Source organism: Pseudoalteromonas sp. S3178 (assembly GCF_005886985.1).
In the GTDB taxonomy this organism is placed as follows: Bacteria; Pseudomonadota; Gammaproteobacteria; order Enterobacterales; family Alteromonadaceae; genus Pseudoalteromonas; species Pseudoalteromonas carrageenovora.
Genome location: NZ_PNCW01000036.1, coordinates 88,738 through 109,240 on the forward strand (window position 1 = coordinate 88,738; position 20,503 = coordinate 109,240).

At 40.5% G+C, this 20,503-nt stretch carries 18 protein-coding genes; 6 read left to right on the top strand and 12 right to left on the bottom strand.

What is annotated here, in order from left to right; genetic code table 11:
• Nucleotides 1–38: 38 nt before the first annotated feature.
• Nucleotides 39–539: a lactoylglutathione lyase family protein gene (locus CWC11_RS11415; protein WP_055018988.1), complete on the bottom strand. Its 501-nt coding sequence runs from the start codon at nt 537–539 to the stop codon at nt 39–41.
• A gap of 108 nt (nt 540–647) precedes the next feature.
• Here CWC11_RS11415 and CWC11_RS11420 point away from each other — a divergent pair, with 108 nt between their 5' ends.
• On the top strand, nt 648–1,517 hold the full coding sequence (locus CWC11_RS11420; RefSeq protein ID WP_138682796.1) for a LysR family transcriptional regulator: 870 nt from the start codon (nt 648–650) through the stop codon (nt 1,515–1,517).
• A gap of 62 nt (nt 1,518–1,579) precedes the next feature.
• Here CWC11_RS11420 and CWC11_RS11425 read toward each other — a convergent pair whose 3' ends face one another.
• The 8 genes from CWC11_RS11425 to CWC11_RS11460 form a co-directional block, all read right to left on the bottom strand.
• The gene (locus CWC11_RS11425) at nt 1,580–2,716 is read right to left on the bottom strand and encodes a multidrug effflux MFS transporter (RefSeq protein ID WP_283241004.1); all 1,137 of its coding nucleotides are present in this window, start codon (nt 2,714–2,716) and stop codon (nt 1,580–1,582) included.
• 260 nt (nt 2,717–2,976) lie between these two features.
• Nucleotides 2,977–4,056, bottom strand: coding sequence for a heparan-alpha-glucosaminide N-acetyltransferase domain-containing protein (locus CWC11_RS11430; protein WP_138682797.1), 1,080 nt, complete (start codon nt 4,054–4,056; stop codon nt 2,977–2,979).
• The gene (locus tag CWC11_RS11435) at nt 4,040–4,678 is read right to left on the bottom strand and encodes a hypothetical protein (protein ID WP_138682798.1); all 639 of its coding nucleotides are present in this window, start codon (nt 4,676–4,678) and stop codon (nt 4,040–4,042) included. The genes CWC11_RS11430 and CWC11_RS11435 overlap by 17 nt, the downstream gene beginning before the upstream one ends.
• The gene (locus tag CWC11_RS11440) at nt 4,671–7,019 is read right to left on the bottom strand and encodes a GNAT family N-acetyltransferase (protein ID WP_138682799.1); all 2,349 of its coding nucleotides are present in this window, start codon (nt 7,017–7,019) and stop codon (nt 4,671–4,673) included. Before CWC11_RS11440 ends, CWC11_RS11435 begins: the two co-directional genes overlap by 8 nt.
• A 17-nt stretch (nt 7,020–7,036) precedes the next feature.
• A complete protein-coding gene (locus tag CWC11_RS11445; protein ID WP_138682800.1) occupies nt 7,037–8,221 on the bottom strand; it encodes an MFS transporter in 1,185 nt (394 codons plus the stop codon).
• On the bottom strand, nt 8,218–9,537 hold the full coding sequence (locus CWC11_RS11450) for a lysine N(6)-hydroxylase/L-ornithine N(5)-oxygenase family protein (RefSeq protein WP_138682801.1): 1,320 nt from the start codon (nt 9,535–9,537) through the stop codon (nt 8,218–8,220). The genes CWC11_RS11445 and CWC11_RS11450 overlap by 4 nt, the downstream gene beginning before the upstream one ends.
• Nucleotides 9,537–11,075, bottom strand: coding sequence for a pyridoxal phosphate-dependent decarboxylase family protein (locus CWC11_RS11455; RefSeq protein ID WP_138682802.1), 1,539 nt, complete (start codon nt 11,073–11,075; stop codon nt 9,537–9,539). Before CWC11_RS11455 ends, CWC11_RS11450 begins: the two co-directional genes overlap by 1 nt.
• A 327-nt stretch (nt 11,076–11,402) precedes the next feature.
• Nucleotides 11,403–12,080, bottom strand: a complete 678-nt coding sequence (locus CWC11_RS11460) for a haloacid dehalogenase type II (protein WP_138682803.1) — start codon at nt 12,078–12,080, stop codon at nt 11,403–11,405.
• A 311-nt stretch (nt 12,081–12,391) separates the two neighbouring features.
• Here CWC11_RS11460 and CWC11_RS11465 point away from each other — a divergent pair, with 311 nt between their 5' ends.
• A complete protein-coding gene (locus tag CWC11_RS11465; RefSeq protein WP_138682804.1) occupies nt 12,392–13,564 on the top strand; it encodes a hypothetical protein in 1,173 nt (390 codons plus the stop codon).
• A gap of 26 nt (nt 13,565–13,590) precedes the next feature.
• Nucleotides 13,591–14,412 carry a hypothetical protein gene (locus tag CWC11_RS11470; RefSeq protein WP_138682805.1) on the top strand — a complete coding sequence of 274 codons (822 nt, stop codon included), beginning with the start codon at nt 13,591–13,593 and terminating at the stop codon, nt 14,410–14,412.
• Nucleotides 14,413–14,573: 161 nt separating this feature from the next.
• On the opposite strand, the gene CWC11_RS11475 is transcribed toward CWC11_RS11470, so the two are convergent.
• On the bottom strand, nt 14,574–15,365 hold the full coding sequence (locus CWC11_RS11475; protein ID WP_138682806.1) for a DODA-type extradiol aromatic ring-opening family dioxygenase: 792 nt from the start codon (nt 15,363–15,365) through the stop codon (nt 14,574–14,576).
• Nucleotides 15,366–15,469: 104 nt separating this feature from the next.
• On the opposite strand from CWC11_RS11475, the gene CWC11_RS11480 reads away from it, so the two are divergent.
• Both CWC11_RS11480 and CWC11_RS11485 read left to right on the top strand, forming a co-directional pair.
• A complete protein-coding gene (locus CWC11_RS11480; RefSeq protein WP_138682807.1) occupies nt 15,470–16,375 on the top strand; it encodes a LysR family transcriptional regulator in 906 nt (301 codons plus the stop codon).
• A gap of 1 nt (nt 16,376) precedes the next feature.
• Complete coding sequence (locus CWC11_RS11485; RefSeq protein ID WP_138682808.1) at nt 16,377–17,324, top strand: LysR family transcriptional regulator; 948 nt, start codon at nt 16,377–16,379, stop codon at nt 17,322–17,324.
• A 227-nt stretch (nt 17,325–17,551) separates the two neighbouring features.
• Here the strand turns inward: CWC11_RS11485 and CWC11_RS11490 are convergent, their stop codons facing one another.
• A complete protein-coding gene (locus tag CWC11_RS11490; protein WP_138682809.1) occupies nt 17,552–18,559 on the bottom strand; it encodes a zinc-binding alcohol dehydrogenase family protein in 1,008 nt (335 codons plus the stop codon).
• Between the two features lie 205 nt (nt 18,560–18,764).
• The gene (locus CWC11_RS11495; RefSeq protein WP_138682810.1) at nt 18,765–19,649 is read right to left on the bottom strand and encodes a LysR family transcriptional regulator; all 885 of its coding nucleotides are present in this window, start codon (nt 19,647–19,649) and stop codon (nt 18,765–18,767) included.
• A gap of 111 nt (nt 19,650–19,760) precedes the next feature.
• Here CWC11_RS11495 and cuyB point away from each other — a divergent pair, with 111 nt between their 5' ends.
• The gene (gene cuyB, locus CWC11_RS11500) at nt 19,761–20,486 is read left to right on the top strand and encodes a cysteate racemase (RefSeq protein WP_138682811.1); all 726 of its coding nucleotides are present in this window, start codon (nt 19,761–19,763) and stop codon (nt 20,484–20,486) included.
• Nucleotides 20,487–20,503: the final 17 nt, after the last annotated feature.

Consider the following 20,503-nt stretch of genomic DNA (forward strand, 5'->3'; position numbering starts at 1 on the left):
CCTTTGTTTTAAACTATGTACTTTAAGCTAAGTGCGACTTAGTAAGCGCCTGCGCTGTAAATAAGCTCGTAGCTGTGGCTGTAAATCTCAAGGATGTTACCAAATGGGTCTTCCATGTAGATCATGCGGTACGGCTTTTCGCCAGGGTAGTAGTAACGAGGCTCTGGCATACGTTTTTTACCGCCTGCAGCAACAATACGATCCGCTAAGCCTTCTACATCTGGGTCTTGTACACAAAAATGAAAGATACCGGTTTTCCAGTATTCAAAATTGTCTTTAGGGTTTTCTTGGTCTTTAAATTCAAAAATTTCTACACCAATACGGTCGCCTGTTGAAAGGTGCGCTATTTTAAATTTTTCCCAATCTGGACCAAATACATCGGTACACATTTCGCCAATGGGGCTGTTATCTTCAGTGATCACGGTAGGCTCCATTATGGTGTACCAGCCCATCACCTTAGTGTAAAACTCTACTGCTTTTTCAACATCCGGTACTGAAATACCAATGTGCGAAAAACTACGTGGATATGTATGACTCATAATATGTCCTCTTTAACGTGTGGCTTATCTTAGTTGATGGAGTTAGTTTACGAACTAGCCTTTATTAAGTAAAATTATCATTAATCATCATTTTGAGTATGTTTTGTAATGATAAACCCTACATGGTTAAACACGTTTTGTACGTTGGTTGAGGTAAATCACTTTACCCAAACCGCCGAGCGCCTTTTTATGACCCAATCTGGCGTGAGCCAGCATATTAAAAAGCTAGAGCAGCAAGTAAACTGCGCGCTATTAGAGCGCCACGGCAAACAATTTACCCTTACCGTACATGGGCAAAACTTATATCAGCAAGGCAGTTTGCTATTAAAAGAATGGCAATTTTTAGAGCAACAATTAAAAGATGACTCGCCTTACAGCGGCCTTGTAAAAATACAATCACCAGGTAGTTGTGGGCTTAAGTTTTATAGCCAGCTATTAGCATTGCAGGCTGAGCATACCGAGCTAAATATTGATTATCGCTTTGCACCCAATACAAGTGTAGAGCAAGCTGTGGCAAACCACAGTGCCGACATAGGCTTTTTAACCCAAGCCCCCACGTTTAGCGAAGTTACTAGCCACAAAATTGGTAAAGAAGCCTTACTACTTGTCACCCCCGCACATATTAAAAACCCAACGTGGGAGGTTTTATGTGAGCTTGGCTTTATTGGCCACCCCGATGCAAAACACCACGCGCAGCTATTACTTAGCGAAAACTACAGTGAGTTTGAACATGTTGATCAAATTAAGCGCACGGGGTTTTCTAACCAAATAAGTTTAATACTGGAGCCGGTAAGTTTAGGGCTGGGTTTTACGGTTTTACCTGCGCATGCTGTTAGCGCATTTAATAAACCTACGCTTATTAAAACGCATCATTTAGCTAATCCAATCAGTGAAAATATTTATGTATGCCATCACCGAAATAGGCCAATGGCAAAGCGCATGAATACCGTAATTGAAGCAATAAAAGCAGAGGAATAAATTTAAAAAAGGCAGTACAGTCAGCTTTTATTTGCTGTACTACCTCTTTGGTTTTAGAGAGTTTAAACCTTAGACATATAGGCGCTTACATACGCCTTATTTTTAAATACCAGCCACAAAGTAAGCGCTATGAGGCCAATACTTAGCTGAATAAACCCTAAGTTTTTAATTAACGTATCTGCATTAAGCGATACAAGCGCCATGCCTATTGCGCCTGCAATCATAGAGCAAAACTGAATAACAGCTACAGCAGAGCCCGTATCCGTTGTTTGCTGCTCTAACATTAAATTAGTACCGGGCACGCGGGTAATAATAACGGTTAAAGTAGCTATTGCTGCCAGCGCACCAAAAATCCAAGGCGATAAACCGCCTATAAAAATAGTGCTAACACCACATGCTGTGAGTATTACAAAGCTAGCGGTAATTATTTTTTTTATAGATACACGCGCAGAAAGCCGCATATAAAGCGTTGGCCCAAATGACGCACACAGCGCATTAGCTGCAAAAGCATAACTAAAGGCTTGCTCAGATAAACCAAAGCCATTTATATACACGTACGAACCCGCAGCTAAAAACGACATTAACGCCATAGGAACAATAGTAAAAACAGCCAATAACGATAAAAATGGCGGATTTTTAACAACCACAGCTAAACGCCCCCACGACTGAAACACAGACCCTGCGTAGCGTGTATGCAAGGTTTCGCGGTAATAAAAGGTAAAAAGCATAGCCAACGAGCCAAATACCGCCAAAGCAGCAAACATCATATGCCAATTAGCAATTTTTAATAGCAATGCGCCCAGTACAGGGGCAACCATAGGAGCAATAATAACCAGCGACATAATAGTGGCTATAATTTTTTCTCGCTCGCGGCCATCGTACAAATCTTTAACTATTGCCGTAGCTACAACCGTTACAGCACTTCCGCCAAAGGCTTGTAATAAGCGAGCACCTATCAGCATTTCTACAAAGTTAGATAAAGCGCAAAGTACGCTGCCTATTACGTATATTCCAAGGCCCGTTAGTAAAATAGGTTTACGACCAAACTTTTCGCTCAGCGGTCCCCAAAATAATAATCCTATTGCGTAGGCGGCAAAATATACGCTAAGCGTTAAGTTAACCATGGCCTGGTTGGTATTTAGTTTCTCAACCATAGTAGGTAAGGCAGGTAAATATAAATCGGTAGTTAAAGGGGGAATGCACTAATAATAACTAAAAAAATTAACGTGCCAGTTTTGCCTAATACAGGCTGTTCTACTTTCAAACTAAACTCCAAACAAAAACAAAATAACTGACGAATACACAATCTTGCATATAAATAACGAGGTAAGTAAAAAGCACGACTGCACTCGTTAACTATTTTATATACTCTTAGCTCATGAGTATATTGCTCATTTTTTGATGCACATTTTGTTATGGCTGGCTATTACCTTACCGGTAACAGCCCTGTGAGTTTAATTTATGCTGTACGCTTAGGCTTTTGCTTAATTGCCAGTATGCTTTGCTTAGTTTGTAAATACACTTTGTGCACTGCAAAGGTTAGTAAACCCATAAGGGCCATTAAGCACAGTGTTGGCCATAGTGATTGTGTGTGATAACCAAACACGCCCATAAGCCAGCAAATTAGCACCCATTGAATAATGTAAAGGGCCGTTACATGTTTACTCGCATACAAAAGAGCCCGTGTAATAGGGCCGTTGAATTTATTAGCAAATACATACTCTATTACAGCTAAACCAAATAAATTTAAACCGATTAAATAAATAATACCGCCGCCATTTAAATGGAAAAAATTGCCAAACTGTCCCTTAAAATCAGCAATAAGCCACGTTGTACCAACAATTAATAATGCAGCACCTAACTTTGCGCATACACTAAATAAGTACGCAGCATTATGCTCGCTATTTATGTATAAACGCCCAAGCACATAGCCGGTTAATATAGCGCTTATCCATGGAAATACCGGAAAATAAACTTGGTAGTTATTAGCAAAAAACAAATCGCTAATATACGGCGAAAGCGCGAACTGCTGGCCCCTTACAAACTGGCTTACAAGTGCAATAGCAATGGCTAAGCATGCAATCCATACGGTTTTCCAACGGGCAATATTAAGTGCCCCAAACAGCAATAAGCTTACTCCGGCAAGTTGTAAAATATCACCTGTAAGGACCATAAATTGTAATTGCCCCGCACTCAATGGACTTTGCCAGCCATAGGCATTTATAAATGCCTCTGGCATGGTGTTAAATACCTCAATGGGTAGCCAAAACTTTGCCGCATTCATTAAATAAGCAAGTAGTAAAAGCTGTATGCCGCGCTTAATTAATAACATGGGTGTTTGCCTGCGCGAAAGTGCCATAGATAGCCCCATAGCCACCAAAAACGAGGCTGTGCCTTTACCAAGTATATGAATAACAGCGCCAAATAGGCTTTCACTTTGAAGCGTTGTGCTCGAGTACATCCATAGGGTATGTACCAAAATCATAATAAAAACGCTCGCACCTCGGGCAAGGTCAATCGTTTTAAGACGTGTGTTCATTGGTTTTAATATCCTTTTTTGGGCAGGTTTGGCATTTTTTGTAACCTGCTAAATAATAACGACAGCACGTTAAGCGCCTAGGCGTTAATTTAAATGGGGTGTTTAAATTAAAGTGATTATTGATTAAGTTATGTAGCTGTTGATGGCAATGTGTAATGTGCTCAGCACTTGCTAAATTTAAGCTATGAGCGCGCTCAAATGCGCTGTTAAGGGTGTCGATTAATAAGCGTCCTTGCTCTTTTTTACCCAGCGCATAATCGGTATTTATCCACTTACCTACACAGCTAATAAACTCAATAAGTGCAGTGTTTTGCTCAGTTTTACTTAATAAAGGCGCGCCTGTAAGGGTAAACCCTCGGCTATAGGCGCCGCTCATTTTTAACTGTAAGTGCATGGGGTTATGCGCGTTGTGTTTGCACGTATGCCAATAACAATAGGCATAAATAGCTTGCCAACAAAGCTGCAAATATAAATGCCGGCTAATAAATTGCGTAGGCGCATGGGGGTAATGCGCCTTGCAATGAACCGCTAATTTGCGCACTAAATCTAAGCTTGGATGAGCCGCAGCAACTGGCTCATTTGGGCAAAATAAAAAGTGCGAAAGGGTGTTAGGCTTAGCCATACAGCTTTGCCGATACCGGGTTATCTAAATTCCCGGCAAACTGTAAGCTGCCTGCGGGGTCGGTTAAATCAACCATTTGCTTATTATTGCCAAGCTGTAAGCGGTTTAAGCAAGAGTGTGCAAATTCATCACTAAAAAAGTCATACTCTTTAAAGCGCTCATTTAAGGCTGGGTTGGCTTGTTGATACGCGTTTACACTTTGCGCAACGCCTTGCCAAAAATCGTGCTCGGTAATGCGCGCTTCTCTTACTAAAATAGCGACTAGGTATCTAAAAAAGCAGTCAAATACGTCGGTAAATATACTTAGTAATTCAAGCTCTTTAGGCATAGCAATATGAATACGCGACACTTCCTCAGGTAAAGACTCAGTGCTATTAAGCAGCGCGACTTCTTCGCCTATGTCTTTCATATAAACACCCACAGGCACTGAATTTTTAAGCTTTAAAATGAGGTTTTCGCCGTGGGGCATAAACACTAATTTATGGGCATAAAAACAATGCACTAAAGGAATAAGGTAGGCGTTAAAATAGCTTTGCAGCCAAGCATGTGTGGTTAAACCGCTTTGATCTATTAATGCGCCTGCCATACTTTTACCGTTGTTATCTAGGTGCAGCAATGCGGCCATGGTGGTGAGCTGCTCATTATTTTGTAAATTATGGTTTGGGTTTTCGCGCCATAAACACGCAAACATTTTACGATACGGCGTATCACCGAGTGCACTTTGCTCAAAGGTGTGATGCGCATAACCTAACGTGGCGTACTCTCTAAGTGCTGTAAAGTTACACGCGCTAAGTGTTGGGTCGTGGTTTACTTTATTAAACACCCAATCATTTATAGCCGGAGTGACCGCCATATATGCACGCGAAAGCCCGCGCATAAAGCCCATATTTAAAATAGACAGCGCCACTTTTAAATACGGTTTATGCGGGTGTGAGCAGTTATATAACGTACGAATAGATTGCTGCGCTTGATATAAATCGTCACCTTCTCCTAAATACACTAAGCGGTTATTGGCAAACTCGTTGGCAAACACCACACTTAATTTATGCTGGTACTGCCACGGATGAGCCGGCATAAATAGGTAGTCGTCGGGGTTTAGGTTTTGCGCTTTTAGCGCTTTGTTAAACGCATCACGAGTGGTTAAATCAAGCTCGCCACTAATATGGCTTGGGTAGTCACTAAAGTATTCACTATAAGCAAAATCACATACTGTTTTGTGCGCCGCTAACCACAGCACTTTAAACGGTTTACCCACTTCTGGCGCATAGCGTAAAAAGTCGCTTTTGCTAAAACCAATTCGGCCATTATTAGCCACAAATGCAGGGTGGCCTTCGCTCATTGCAGCCTCTATTTGTTGCAGCCCTAATTTCGCAAGTTCGGCTGCGCTAAGCGTGTTGTTTTCGCGTTTATAACAGGCACTGGCAAGTGTGGCGTTAAGCTCTTCAAGGTAGGTGGCTAAACGCTCACCAGTTAAACCCAGCGCAGGGCCTTGCACACTAAAAAAGTGCAGTACATCAAGCGCTACTTGCTCATTGTTAAGGTTATAAAAACATAAGCTTGGCTCGTCTATATCTATGTGGTTAAGCGCCATAGCGCGGCCATTAAATAAAAAGTAACCCCCTTCAATATTGACTTTAAAACCTTGCTGGGTTTGCTCTTCAACCAATAAGCGCTCGTGTACAAGCTCGCTAATGGCTTTACTTTGTAAGTGCCTATTTGCCCACTGCCAGTGATCAAACTTTACATAGTCGGTGTTTATTGGCGTTTGCGATTTGTGATGTAAATCTATATGCGTTTCAAACGTGGCTTTATTACAAAGCCCAAGGTATGCGTTTTTATCACCCAGGGTTATTTGCTGGGTATGCACAAACCCTAAACGTTTATTTAAGGTATGAATTTTACTATTGGCAATATCGGGCTCTACCACTACGCGCGCATCATCATTATGGGCAAAAATACTCCTTAATACACACTGCATTATTTCAAAACTAAAATGGCGTTTAGGCTTTGTATTTGGGGCAAGTAAAATATGCATGCCCGTATCGTTTGGCATTACCTCATAGGCAGCTGCGAGTAGCTTGTCGTGCTTTGGGCTGTAAAGCTCAACAAGGGCAAGTAGCTCATTATTTTGTTCAATAACATACGCATGATGATGCGGGTTGTTTATTATATCTTGATAGGCGCTGCACATTTGCTCGGGTGTGTGTTTACTCATACCCCAAAAATGCGCATAAGGCAGTTTAAGCCACTGGCAAATAATAGGCATGTCGCTTTGCTGTAGTAACCGCATAGTCACATTACCTGTGTGTTGTAACGTGGTTACAAAAGATGAAAAATACATAAAAACTCCTAAATCTTTTAATTATTAAGTGGCTGTGTGGCAGTGCGGCCAACAAATTTAACCCGCCATAGCAAAATAGCGCCAAGGCTTGCAAAGCCAATGGCAGCAAAGTAAAAAGGCACGGTTGTACTAAAATATTCCACACTCATACCCACCAATAACGACGCTAAAATAACGCCAATATTTTGCGCAACATGCACTTTGGCAAAATCACTGCCGTAGTGAGCAGGCTCACTTTTAGCAAATAACATAACCTCTAATAAAACCATTACTTGAAACAGCGCTATACCGTATAAAACGCGCGAGCTGACAACTAACCACACCGACTCTTGCGCCTGTAAATAAAGCCCAATAGCGCCAAAAATAAGCGCACACGAAAACGTACTAGTTCGGCTAAGTGTAGGAAGAGGTAAGTGCTGCCTAAAGTGGTTAAACAGCAGCATAAGTAGCGCTGCAAAAGCAGGAATGGCGTACACAAGCGCACTTTGAAATGCACTGCTTTGCGCGCTCATTCCTTGCCAATGGGTAGTAAAAAACGGCCTAATTAAAAAGGCGCTAAAGTAAACAACCACGCTTATAAAACAAAATTGCCAAATAAAATACGGTGTGCGAGTACGTGGTTTTTCGCTTTCAACCGCTTGCTGATAAATACCTAGCTTTAAGCTCAGCATTAAATAGGCGCACAGCAGCACTTGTATTACATCGCCCGCAGCACTTAATAACAGTGCATAACGCGGTTCGTTTAAGCTAAAAAAGTGCCCGCCCACTAATGCACCACCAATAGCGCCAAAGTGCATAAGTACCGAAAACAACCCAATAATAGAAAGGTGCTTACTTTGCTGCTCTAAACGCAGTGCAAACGGATAAATAAGCAGGTAACTGGCCTTAAGTACCAACATAAGTTGGTAATAAAACCAAAATTCCCACACGTTAGTTGCAAAATAACAAAGCAACCCAAAGCATGCGGCAATCACTTGCGTTACAAGCCACAGAGCCAGCTCGTGGTATTTTTTAGCAACCTTTGCCCACAGGGGCAGCGCGAGCATAACGGTAATACAACAGTTAGCTACAAACACCCCAATAAGCGTGGGGTTACTTACAGAAAATTCGCTGACAAAAAATTGCGGATAAAACGGCAGTAATAAGGTGTCGCATACCACTGAAATAACCGTCAGTAAAATAAGCGCTAAACGTAAACTCATGCGGCATTACTCTTTTGCTGTGAATGAGTCTCTACATCACTTAAATCAAAGCACTGAAATGCAATTTTTTGCTCAACCTGATACGGCGCATAGCCGAGTATTTCTTGCAAAATTATACTGTTGCGATAACACGCCATGCCTAAATCGGGTGTTACAAAACCATGGGTGTGCTGCTCTGCATTTTGTACAAATATACGTTTTTGGTCGGTATCTATTGCGTATTCACGGCTTACTATATAACGGCCTTGATCATCTTCAGGGAGCTGCTGTGCAATGGGGTTTAAAAAAGCGGGACGCTTGTATTTAAAGCCCGTGGCACAAATTAAGTAATCGGTTTTTATTTCAAAGGCTTCATTTAGCTCTTGATGGTAAAACTCAGTCACTAAACGCCCAGCACTCTTACGCGTATTAGTAAGTTTGCTGTTCGTTTTAAATGTGGTAGATATGGGTCCATCTAAGCTTTGCGCGTAAAGGGTGTCAAAAATGTCGTTAATTAAATCGCCATTTATGCCTTTAAATAAGTTTTTTTGATTTTGGTTAAGCCAATCTCGTTGCTCGGTTTTTAAATTATAAAAGTAATCAACATATTCAGGTGAGGTCATCTCGAGGGTGAGTTTGGTGTACTCCAGCGGAAAATAACGCGGCGAGCGAGCTATCCAATCTAGTTGCAAACCGTGTGGCACGGCTTGTTGTAATAGGGTGTGATAAATTTCGGCAGCACTTTGTCCTGCTCCCACAACAGTTACGCGTTTAGCGGATTTTAGCTCATCAAGACGGTGGCAAAAGTCGCTACTGTGCATTACGTTATTAGAATTACTTTGCACTGCGCAATCAGGAATATATGGGGCAGGGCCGGTGCCAAGCACTAAGTGGCGCGTAACATAGTGTTGCTCACCGCCTGGAGTATTACAGGTAACGGTATAGCACTGAGTTTGCTGGCAAAATTCAACCTTAGTTACACTTTGCTCAAAGCTTACGTTACTCAACTGCGAGCACACCCATTGGCAATAAAGGTTGTACTCTTTACGCAGTAAAAAAAAGCTCTCACGAATATAAAATGGGTATAAGCGATTATTAAGCTTGGCATAATTTAAAAAACTGTACTGGCTAGTAGGATCGGCAAGGGTCACCAAGTCAGACATAAACGGCGTTTGCAAGGTAACCCCTTCTAGCATCATCCCTGGGTGCCAATCAAATTGGCTACGCTGCTCTAAAAATAAACTTTTAACGCCCTCTAGTGGTTCACTTAAACACGCTAACGATAAATTAAACGGGCCAAGACCAATGGCTATAAAATCATAAGGTTGGTTGCTCATTATTTTTGCTCCTTATACGTTTGCCACGCAATAGTGCTAATTTGTTCAAGCACGGCGCGCACATCACTCAATTGGCACTGGGCATTAAGTAACGTAAATTTAAGATAATGACGGCCGTTAATTTTGGTGCGCGCGATCATGGTGTCACCGGTTTTTAAAAATGTTTGGCGTACGTGCAGGTTTAGGGTGTCGAGTAAATCGGGATTATGTTTTAGCGCCTCAGGCGCAAAGCGAAATACCAGCGCGCTAAGCTCTGGGTAATTTATAACGTCAAAATCAGGGTGCTCGTTAAGCACAATATGGGTTTGACGAGCAAGGCCAATTACTTTATCAAACGCTCGGCCAAGTGGCGCCTCGCCCATAGTGCGCAGTGTTAACCAAAGTTTTAAGGCATCAAAACGGCGTGTGGTTTGTAAGCTTTTATCAACTAAATTTGGTGTGCCATTACCGGCTTCCGCTAATGGGTTTAGGTAGTCGGCGTAAAGTGTAATATGGCTAAAGTGGCGTTTGTCACTTAACAAAAAGGCACTGCAGCTAACCGGTTGCATAAACGATTTATGGTAATCTATGGTAATTGAATCTACTTGTTCTATACCGTTTAGGGCACTACGGTGATGCTCACTCACTAATAATCCGCCGCCGTATGCGCCATCTACATGGCACCAAAGCTGCTCTTTTTTAGCAAGTTTTGCTATGTCTTCAATAGGGTCAATTGAGCCGAAATCGGTCGTACCGGCGGTAACAACCACCGCTATGGGTAAATCGCCCTTGGCTTTAGAATCTGCAATTGCATGGTTAAGCGCGTCCATATCCATTTGCATTTTGCTGTTTGTAACCACAGGAACTACCGCGTTATAACCTAATCCCAATAACGCCGCAGCCTTTTGAATACTAAAATGCGCCACCTCTGAGCAATAAATACGAAAACGCGAGGCAACGTTTGGCAAACCTTGTAGTTTTACTTGGTGATCAGGGGCATAACGGCTCACGGCTACTTCGCGTGCAACAAGCATCGCCATTAAATTCGATTGTGTACCACCACTTGTAAAAACGCCATCGGCAGTACTCGGTAGCTTTGCCTTTTCACAGCTCCAATCAATTAATTTTTGTTCAATAAGGGTCGCGCCAGCACTTTGATCCCACGTGTCTACTGAAGTGTTGATTGCGCCAATGATGTGCTCAGCCACAACCGCAGGGTACGTAACAGGGCAATTTAAATGCGCCATGTAACGCGGATGATGAAAATACACAGCGTGATCTAAATATACGCTTTTAAGCTCGTTTAATACCGCAGGAAAATCAGCGAGAGGTTTGGCTAAATCTACATTGTTAACAGTGGCGGCAAGTGTATTAACTGCCACGCCAGAAAACGGCTTTTGTGCTTTTGCCATAGCTTGTTGCACAGCCGAAAGCCCTTGCAATGATGCTATTTGGTAGTTAATAAACTGATCAAGATTAAATTGCGGCGGAAGGCCATTTTGCTCAAATAAAGCTTGGTTTTGGATAGGGCTGAGCTGTGCAGTTTGTAATTGTGACATATTTCGCTCCTTGGTACTTATTTGGGTTCAAGGATCTTAATGGTAACAATTTGCATTATCAATAATGATTAAGGACTAAATATAGGGTTATTATCGTATTCAAGGGAAAGTAATTAGTTATAAGGAATTACATTTAAAACTAACAGAGTATATAAAGCGAGCTATGCAAATATTTAAAGTGCACTCTAATTAGTAAGGATTTGTTAGTTTGAAAATTGGGGAAAGGTTAATTTAAAGCTTGGGTATTTTAGGCGGACTAACAAAATAAGGGCTAAACCCTCTTTACAGCTAAAGCAGTAAAGAGGGATATAAAAGTACAAATGCGGCTTAATTGATCTTTTCGAGCTTGTTTTCTAAATCCACTAAGTCAGTGGCAATAGTAGTTGGCTGAATTTCCCACGGATCAAAAATAGAGTCTTCTGAGCGTTTTATCCACGCACCGCGCATACCATGCGAAATAGCGCCGGTTATATCAAACGGATTACTCGATATGAGCCACGTATTTGCACCCGTTGAGTTGGTTTCGCGTAAAAAATGGCTGTAAACACCTGGATTTGGCTTAAATGTTTTCATATCATCAGCGCTTACTACCCCTTCAAAAAGCTCACTAATACCTGCAGTTTCGAGTAATTTATTAACCGCATCAGCAGCGCCATTTGAAAATGCGAACAACCGGTAATTTTGCGCTTTAAGTTGCTCAAGGCCTTTTTTAACATCGTCAAAGGCCGGTAAAATTTTATATTGCTCAAGCAATTGCTGTTTTTGATCGTCGCTAAGCAGCGTTTTATGCGCTAAACACGCGTAATCGAGGGCATGTTTTGTACATAATGAAAACGGTATATAGTTTTGCATTAATCCGCGTCTAAACGAATATTCCAATTGTTTTTCACGCCATGTATTTGAAAAGTTTTGCGCGTTATCGCCAATCATATCTTCAAGTAAGGTCAGTACGCCATGGGTATTTATAAGCGTGCCGTATACGTCAAATGCGAGTGTGGTTGCCATGTTTGCTCCCTATAAATTTAAGTTACTTGTAGATTAGTCGCTCTGAGCTTAACTTACTTTGAACACTTGCTCAAATTAACAAAGCTTATTTGCTTTAGACGCTAAAGTATTAATTATCATATTGGTAAAAAAGGTTTTAACTTATCATTAATTACTCTTATAGCTGTGTAAAAAAGAGTGGAACTTGGCTTAGCTAGTTAAAACTAAAGACTACTATTTTTCAGTATTATAAATTGATTTAAAAATACACTAGACGAAATGTTTACGAATAGATATTATTTGTTCCTATAAAATGTAAAAGGATGAACATTATGACTTGGAAGCACTCAGGGAAAGCATCGGCTTTTGAATATATAGCCTTAGATGAAAATGTAGCTCAATCTTATAACTTGATTTATAACCCAGTAGAACTAAAAAGTACTCGGATTTTAATAACGAAACAAGCTTTAGCTATGCTTGGCAGTTTAAATCGATTTGATCAACAAAAAGTTATCGAAGAAATTACTTTTGTTTGCAATAACCCCAATAGTTGTAGTTCAGTTAAACATAGCACTCTCCCATTTAAACGCTTATTTCGCTCTAAAAATCAGTTCAAGTCTTATCACTATTTAATTGACTTTAAAATCACTGCAGATAATCAAGTTGTGATTCACGATATATACTTCGATACTAATGCCACTGGACCAAAGCCAAGAGAAAGTCTAGAGCGTAACATGCTGTATAACGTCAAACGTCAAGGTGGACGCTTTAATGGGGCTTGGGATAGTGATGAGTTACAGCAAAATAAAGATTCATGGGGATTATCTGGTTCTGGCGCCACTCAAGTATCTAATCAGCATGCCGCAGTTAATGGAATGCAGAATGGTCTAAATAAAGCTACTTGGTTAATGGGTGCTCATTTAGATGTAGCTTACCCTAAGGATAGTTTTGATACATACACTTTATTTCACAACCCAACGGATCGCATGCTCTATGACGTTGTTGAGTGCATATTTGATAAACGTAAAGGCACTAAATCACAAAATGCACAACATTTAGCGGCTATTTTTTTTCAATCTCAGCAACAGGGGAAAAAAATAAAATGGGTCGTGCACAGTCAAGGTGCTATTATCTTTACTGCGGCACTTGAAGAATATGCTAAAACCCACACTATTAAACTAACTTCCCAACAAGTAGCCGTTCACTCTCCTGGAGCGTACCTTCCACGATTAAAATCCGCAGCTGCGAGGTTAGGTATGTTAGTGCATCAAGCTAATAGTAACCCGTTTGACGTAGTACCTAATATGGCAGGACAAAATAATTTATCCCCAAGCAGTTTGGTACGTAGCTTAAAGTTTATGGGGTTAACTTTTTTAGGTACGGAATTAACTAGTCCCCATACGTTACCATATCTGGGGCTCGAGTCTTACCACACTCAACTACGCTTAGCTGGCAATCATCGTAGAGCACAAGATGTACTAAACTATATAGAAAAAAATACATAAAGCGGTTGTATTAGAAGGATATTTAGATGCTATTGAAAAAAATACTCAGGAACTACCGCGGAGGCCCTGATTTTAAAAATATTCAGGAAGATTATTATTACCTTGACGGTGAGTTTAAATTAACAGTTGCACTTCCTGTTTGTAACCCATTAAAACCACCTAGAACAAAAATTATAAATTATCCTTATACAGAACCAAACTGGTTTGAGAATCATCATAGTCAAATTCGTCACTCGAAATATATTCCAATTCACGAGTCTTATTGGTTTTACTGGCCTCTATTTCGTACTCCAATGACAGGTGAGTTAGGAAACTTGCGTCTAAATATTACCCTTGGAAAGCTATTATCTCCTGTTGCTAGTAGTGAAGAACTTGGTCTTGCCATTCTGGAAGAATATAACGACTATTATAATTCACCCTCAATAGGAAAATATTTTAAAGGGCATAACACTGAACTAGTTAATGAAATAGAAGCTCATTCTGCTCGTCGCGCCACACCATTTTCAGATGAAGAAAAGCAGGAGCAAATAGAGTCTCATATGTTTAATGCCGGCTTCCCTGAAATATCTCAATTTAATGAATATAAGTTTAATAATATTGAGTGGATAAAATATACTGAGCTTCGTTCTAATGAAACAAAGAAAAAATACGTTTTTGCAACTTTATTAGATAAAAAACACTACCTTATGGCTAATTTTACATTCGATCTAAATATGCCCCATAATGATAAACCTTGGTATAAAGATGCCAATGCAGCTATAGCTCCTATAATGGAAGGTATTACGCTTAAACAATTAGAAAACATAAGTGAGGAAAAAAAGTTACTAAATGACTCTTTTGATAACTAAACTAATTGTAATTTAAAAATATAAAATCAAAGTCCTAGTTTCTTAAGAGCCCCCCTAGCTTTATACCTTCGTTTAGTTAGTTTTAATTAACCACTCTTTGTAAACCCCCATTACACTTTGATTAAATAAACGACTAGGTGCTTGCACTATACTGCTTAAAATTAATAAAACTTATACGCATCGAGCGCTAAAATATCCATTTCGGTATCACTAAAGAGTTTTTCAACCTGCGTGCCGCCTGCACCCATTGCGGCAAATAATGGTAAAAAGTGCTCTTGGGTAGGGTGGTTAAATAACACATGGGGTGCTTGGTTTAAATAATCTAACAGGGCGCCTGTGTCTTGCGCTAAAAGCGTTTGTTCAACCCATTGAGTAAACGCTTTTACCATTTTCACACGGTTGGGTGTAGGTGGCTTTTTAAATATTTCGGGCAAGTTGTGGCTAATTCCGCCGGAGCCAATAATTAATATATTTTGCTCGCGAAGTGGGGCAAGTAACTGCCCGAATTCGTACATGGCTTTTGCGCCTAAGCGAGTATTTATAGACACCTGCACTATAGGAATATTAGCCTGTGGGTACATTAAGCGCAGAGGTATCCATACGCCATGATCCCAGCCTTGGGTTGCATTAAGCTCGGCCTCAATGCCTTTTTCTTTAAAGCGCGCTGCAATAACGCTAGCAAGTAAAGGCTCGCCCGGTGCGGGATATTTAATGTTATACATGTGTGCAGGGAAATTATAAAAGTCGTGAATGGTTTTGGGCGCTTTGCCTGCAGTAATCACTATGTTATGGCTTGAGTCATCGTTAGCAACATCAAAATGGGCCGAAAAAATAATAATAGCGCTCGGTGTTTTAAGCGTTTTACCAAGCGATGATAAAAAATCAGAGGTGGGAGATTGCTTAACTGCCATTATTGGCGAGCCATGTGAAATAAATAAAGCGGGCTGGGACATGCTATTACCTAATTAGTCTATTTTGATATAACCATTTTATTGCTTTTTAATTTGATGATAAATGTGCTATTTATTTATAAATTACAAACAACGTATTGTTAATTATGGACAAGCTAACCACCATGAAAACTTTTGTGAGCGTAGTGCAAGAGGGTTCATTTTCTAAAGCCGCCGATAAACTCGATATATCGCCGCAATTGGTGAGTAAATATGTATCAGCACTTGAAGAGGGGCTGTCTACCCGTTTATTGCACCGCACCACACGAAAAGTAAGCACCACAGAGGCGGGGGATCACTATTTTACTCGCTGCCTACAAGTACTTGGCGATATAGATGACATGGAAAACTCGCTTAATAACTTAAGCGAAAACGTATCGGGTGTCCTGAGTATTAGTGCGCCTATGTCGTTTGGGGTTAAGCATTTAGCCCCTCTGCTGGTTGAGTTTCAAAAGCAGTATCCAAATTTAAAATTAGATTTAAAACTCACTGACCAATTTGTAGATATTGTAGAACAAGGTATTGATATAGCGCTGCGCATTGGGGTGTTAAAAAATTCATCCCTTATTGCTAAAAAAATAGCGCCTATACGCTTAGCGGTATTTGCATCGCCTGCGTATTTAAAGCAGCACGGTACACCCACAACACTGCAAGAACTTCAGCAGCATAACTATTTACGCTACGCCAACGCTGAGCCGACTAAAAGACTTACAGGGGTCAATGAGCTTAAAAGCGAGTTTAAACTTGAAAGTAATTTAGTCGCTAACAATGGCGATTTATTACTAAATACAGCCATTGCAGGCGGCGGCATTGCTATGCAACCTACCTTTATAGCTGGTGAGGCACTAGCACAGGGTAAAGTTGTGCGTATTTTGCAAAACCATGAGCCAGAGCCTATGGGGCTTTACATGGTGTACGCAAACAGGCAGTTTTTACCTAGTAAAGTGCGTGCATTTGTTGATTTTACGAGTGGCTATTATGGCGATGTACCTTATTGGGATTTAGGAGAATGACATGTCGATAACCAATCAATTAGCGTTATTTGTAGATGTAGTGCAACAAGGCTCATTTGCTAAAGCCGCCGCATTAAACGATATGGATAATTCATCACTTTCTAAGCAAATTAAAAAGCTTGAAAGTAGCTTAGGTGTGCAATTACTTAACCGGTCTACGCGCTCGTTTTCGCTTACCTCAGCAGGGGATGAAATACTCCAACAAGCGCACATTCTTATAGATACCCTTAGCGATATTCACAGTATTGCCGACTCGTACCAAGCCAAACCTAAAGGCATTTTACGCATTACCTCGGGCATGTTTTTTGGGCAACAGTATATTCAGCCTGTTATTAATATATTCATGCAAAAGTACCCAGAGGTAAAAATCACCTTAATGCTGGATGATAAGCGCAACGATATTATTAGCGACCATTACGATTTAGCATTTAGAATTGGCAAACTTGACGACTCAAACCTAATGGCAAAAAAAATATCTGATATGCACTTTGCACTGGTTGCCTCGCACGATTTTATAGCGCGCCATGGTATGCCAAACACACCTGAGGAGCTTTTAGCTTTGCCTGCAATAGTTTACGGCAATGGCGATGTAAGCCTAGATCAGGTTAAATTAAGCACACAACCTCATGGTGATGAATACAAAACTCACAAAATGAAGGGCAATTATAAAGTAAGCGACGTACGCGCCATGCTTGATGCTACTAAAGCAGGTGTAGGGTATGTAATGCTTGATTTATTTAACCTAGAAAAACCCATAGACGAAATGGGTTTAGTGCCGCTTTTAACTAATTATAAGCTTTCGGCTTCTGGCGCGGGCATTTATGCATTGTATCCGCACCGTAAACAAACGCCACTAGTAAGCGAATTTATAAAAACTGTACAAGAGTATATTGGCAGCCCTGCATTTTGGGTTAACCATATTCCTAATTACAAACAACTTTATAATTAATACCAATCCGCATTAATACTTAATCATTTTCAGGGGCTAAACGTGTCGCTATCTGCGTTAAAAAATTCTCATTTAGAACAACTAAATAGCGATTTTTTTGCCTTGCTATCAACACGTTTAGCCATCCTCAAAATAGATCACTTAATTATGCGGATTGGTATAACAGGCATAAAAAAGCCCCGTAAGGGGCTTGGGTATACTCAAAAAAACGTTATACGTAAGGTAGCTTAAAAACCTTCTAAAACCACTTTGCCTTTAGCTGTTTGGGTTTCAAGGTGCTGATGCGCTTTGCGTAAATTGGCAGCGGTAATTTTACCTAAGTGCTCACCTACGGTGGTTTTAATTTGCCCTTGGTCAATCATAGTGGCTACGTTGTTTAAAATAATGTGTTGCTCTTGCATGTCGTCTGTTTTAAATAACGAGCGAGTAAACATAAGCTCCCAATGTACCGACACACTTTTATTTTTAAATGGCACAATATTAAGTGTTTCAGGGTCGTCAATAAGTGCAAATTGACCTTGTGGCTTCACTACTTTTTCAATTTCAGGTAAGTGTTGCTCTGTATTGTTTAAGCTTACTACGTAATCTACTTCGCTTAAGTTTTTAGCTGCAAATTCTTCACTTAATGGATTACGGTGATTAACAATAGTATCGGCACCTAAATCTTCTAACCACGATATTGTTTCGGGGCGAGAAGCGCTGGCAATAATATTTAATTTAGTACGCTGCTTTAACAGCTGCACCATAATTGAACCCACACCACCGGCGGCTCCAATAACTAAAATGCTCTTAGAGTCATCGTTTTTAGATACGTTTAAACGGTCAAACAATAATTCCCACGCAGTAATGCTGGTAAGCGGTAATGCAGCGGCTTCGCCATACGAAAGCGAACTTGGCATATGGCCAACAATACGCTCGTCAACTAATTGAAACTGCGCGTTACTGCCTGAACGAGTTATGTCGCCCGCGTACCATACATTGTCGCCTGGCTTAAATAATGAAACGTTTTCGCCAACCGATTTAACTACCCCAGTTGCATCCCAACCAATTACCTTGTATTCGCCATCTGCTGCTGGCATTGCTTGACGAATTTTAAAATCAACCGGGTTAACCGATACCGCTTTAACTTCAACTAAAATATCGTGACCGTGTGCTGTTGGCGTTTCAAGTTCAATGTCTTGTAGTGATAGTTCGTTTTCGATAGGTAAATTTTTTTGATATCCAATTGCTTTCATGGGAGTTGCCTCGTTAGCTAGTTAATACTCTGTGTTGATGACGCTATTTTGGCTTTATCAACGCTATTAAAAAAGAGACAAAACGCCCAATTATTATGGACGTAAAAATCCATAATAGAATATAAATATATTTAAAATGCAGATTCATATTGCTATGAGCGCGTTAAATTAATAACGCCTATTTAACTGTAACGGGGGTTTACAGTTACTTTATATTAAGCTCGGTTAATTTATTCCACACACTTTCACCACCTGGGTGCAAAGCCGCATGATATCTGTAAGCATAGTAAGTTATTGGCACGCAGTGCTGCTCATTTCCTACAACTACTAGGGTATTATTTTTAAGCTCGTTAAATATAACGTAGTCTGGCAGCCAGGCAATACCATTACCCGCTACAGCATGCACTTTTAAAAGCTCCGTCATGGATGAAACAAACACCTTATTAAGCTTAGCGCCCGATATAATGGGCTCTAACTGCCGCCCCATGTAGGAGTCGAGGCTGTAGGCTAAATGTGGTATTGGCGTGTCAGTTTCTAGGTTATACATGGCTTTGCCGTTTATATCGCACGCGCTTACAGGAAGCAGCTTAGCATTACCTATTTTTTGATGGCTAAATGGCGGTAGTTTAAGGCGTTCGTTATCAAAGGCGATAAGTAAGTCGCACTCACCTTGCTCTAGCGCTTCAGTGGCTTTATCTACGTCTATTGCCTCAAGGTTAAGTACTATATCGCGCTCATCTTGAGCTTGAAAGTTGGCCAATTTTAGCGTTAAAAAGCTCGCTAAAGAGTGCGCCGCAGCCACCTTTACCGAGTAGTTTTGTTGAATTGAAAGCTCCTCAAGCATACTGATTGAGGTATTCATTTGATTAACAAGGTTACGCGCTGTTATATGAAATATTTTACCGCTTGGGGTAAGGGTAATAGGTAGGTTTTCTCGGTCGATTAACTCAGCGCCTAGGGCATCTTCAAGGGCTTTTATGCGCCTACTAAAGGCAGGTTGTGTTATATGCCTAAGCTTTGCCGCTTGCGAAAAGCTTTTAGTATTCGAGAGCGTTAAAAAATCTTCTAGCCATTTACTTTCAATGTTCATAGCAGCTACTTAGTTATGCGTTTTTAGCATGGGTGGTAAAATAATAGCATTATTCAAACTAAATAAAACACTATAAATTAAGCCTATAAACTCAATAATAGGAAAGCAATCATGCTCAGAACTCTTGGCGTATTAGGCGGAATGGGGCCTTTGGCTACTGCCTCATTTATGAATCAGGTAATTGCGTTATCACCTGCTAAAAATGATCAAGAGCACATACCTATGTTTATAAGGAATATCCCGCAAATTCCTGACCGAACAAAATTTTTAATGGGTATTGAAGATGAAAACCCATTGTTTGAGCTAAAAAAAGGTTTTAAAGAGCTAACAAGCTTAGGTGTAAGCTGTATTGTTATTCCGTGTAATACCGCGCATTACTGGTACGACGCACTAACTCAAAATGCCGATGTTCACACCATTAGCATTGTAAAAAGCGTTATTAAACAAGTTAAAGCAACCAATAAGCAAAAAGTGGGTATTTTAGCCACTACAGCCACACTTAATATGGGTATTTATCAAAACGCATTTGAGCAACACAATATTGATTTTATTGAGCCAAATACGCAGCAGCAAATGGCTATTATGGATGGTATAACCGCAGTAAAAGCAGGGGATCTAAATACAGGGCGCAGCTTATTAAGCAAGGCTTACGAGTCAATGCTTGCCCAAGGTGCAGATTGCGTGCTGTTTGGCTGCACCGAAATACCACTAGTATTGACCACACAAGCTAAGCAATCGCCTGATACCTGTTTAGACACCATCGCTATTTTAGCGCAAGAGTGCGTTAACTGGGCATATGCAAACGCCCATCAATCAACGCTCTCAAGTGTGGCTTAATTAAATATTAGTTATGA

What these genes read in the sequence shown, in the direction of transcription:
- CWC11_RS11475 (WP_138682806.1), bottom strand. Translation starts at nt 15,365, where the DNA reads ATGTCCCAGCCCGCTTTATTTATTTCACATGGCTCGCCAATAATGGCA.
- CWC11_RS11495 (WP_138682810.1), bottom strand. Translation starts at nt 19,649, where the DNA reads ATGAACATTGAAAGTAAATGGCTAGAAGATTTTTTAACGCTCTCGAAT.
- CWC11_RS11415 (WP_055018988.1), bottom strand. Translation starts at nt 539, where the DNA reads ATGAGTCATACATATCCACGTAGTTTTTCGCACATTGGTATTTCAGTA.
- CWC11_RS11465 (WP_138682804.1), top strand. Translation starts at nt 12,392, where the DNA reads ATGACTTGGAAGCACTCAGGGAAAGCATCGGCTTTTGAATATATAGCC.
- CWC11_RS11440 (WP_138682799.1), bottom strand. Translation starts at nt 7,019, where the DNA reads ATGTATTTTTCATCTTTTGTAACCACGTTACAACACACAGGTAATGTG.
- cuyB (WP_138682811.1), top strand. Translation starts at nt 19,761, where the DNA reads ATGCTCAGAACTCTTGGCGTATTAGGCGGAATGGGGCCTTTGGCTACT.
- CWC11_RS11455 (WP_138682802.1), bottom strand. Translation starts at nt 11,075, where the DNA reads ATGTCACAATTACAAACTGCACAGCTCAGCCCTATCCAAAACCAAGCT.
- CWC11_RS11490 (WP_138682809.1), bottom strand. Translation starts at nt 18,559, where the DNA reads ATGAAAGCAATTGGATATCAAAAAAATTTACCTATCGAAAACGAACTA.
- CWC11_RS11485 (WP_138682808.1), top strand. Translation starts at nt 16,377, where the DNA reads ATGTCGATAACCAATCAATTAGCGTTATTTGTAGATGTAGTGCAACAA.
- CWC11_RS11445 (WP_138682800.1), bottom strand. Translation starts at nt 8,221, where the DNA reads ATGAGTTTACGTTTAGCGCTTATTTTACTGACGGTTATTTCAGTGGTA.
- CWC11_RS11430 (WP_138682797.1), bottom strand. Translation starts at nt 4,056, where the DNA reads ATGAACACACGTCTTAAAACGATTGACCTTGCCCGAGGTGCGAGCGTT.
- CWC11_RS11420 (WP_138682796.1), top strand. Translation starts at nt 648, where the DNA reads ATGATAAACCCTACATGGTTAAACACGTTTTGTACGTTGGTTGAGGTA.
- CWC11_RS11460 (WP_138682803.1), bottom strand. Translation starts at nt 12,080, where the DNA reads ATGGCAACCACACTCGCATTTGACGTATACGGCACGCTTATAAATACC.
- CWC11_RS11470 (WP_138682805.1), top strand. Translation starts at nt 13,591, where the DNA reads ATGCTATTGAAAAAAATACTCAGGAACTACCGCGGAGGCCCTGATTTT.
- CWC11_RS11450 (WP_138682801.1), bottom strand. Translation starts at nt 9,537, where the DNA reads ATGAGCAACCAACCTTATGATTTTATAGCCATTGGTCTTGGCCCGTTT.
- CWC11_RS11480 (WP_138682807.1), top strand. Translation starts at nt 15,470, where the DNA reads ATGGACAAGCTAACCACCATGAAAACTTTTGTGAGCGTAGTGCAAGAG.
- CWC11_RS11435 (WP_138682798.1), bottom strand. Translation starts at nt 4,678, where the DNA reads ATGGCTAAGCCTAACACCCTTTCGCACTTTTTATTTTGCCCAAATGAG.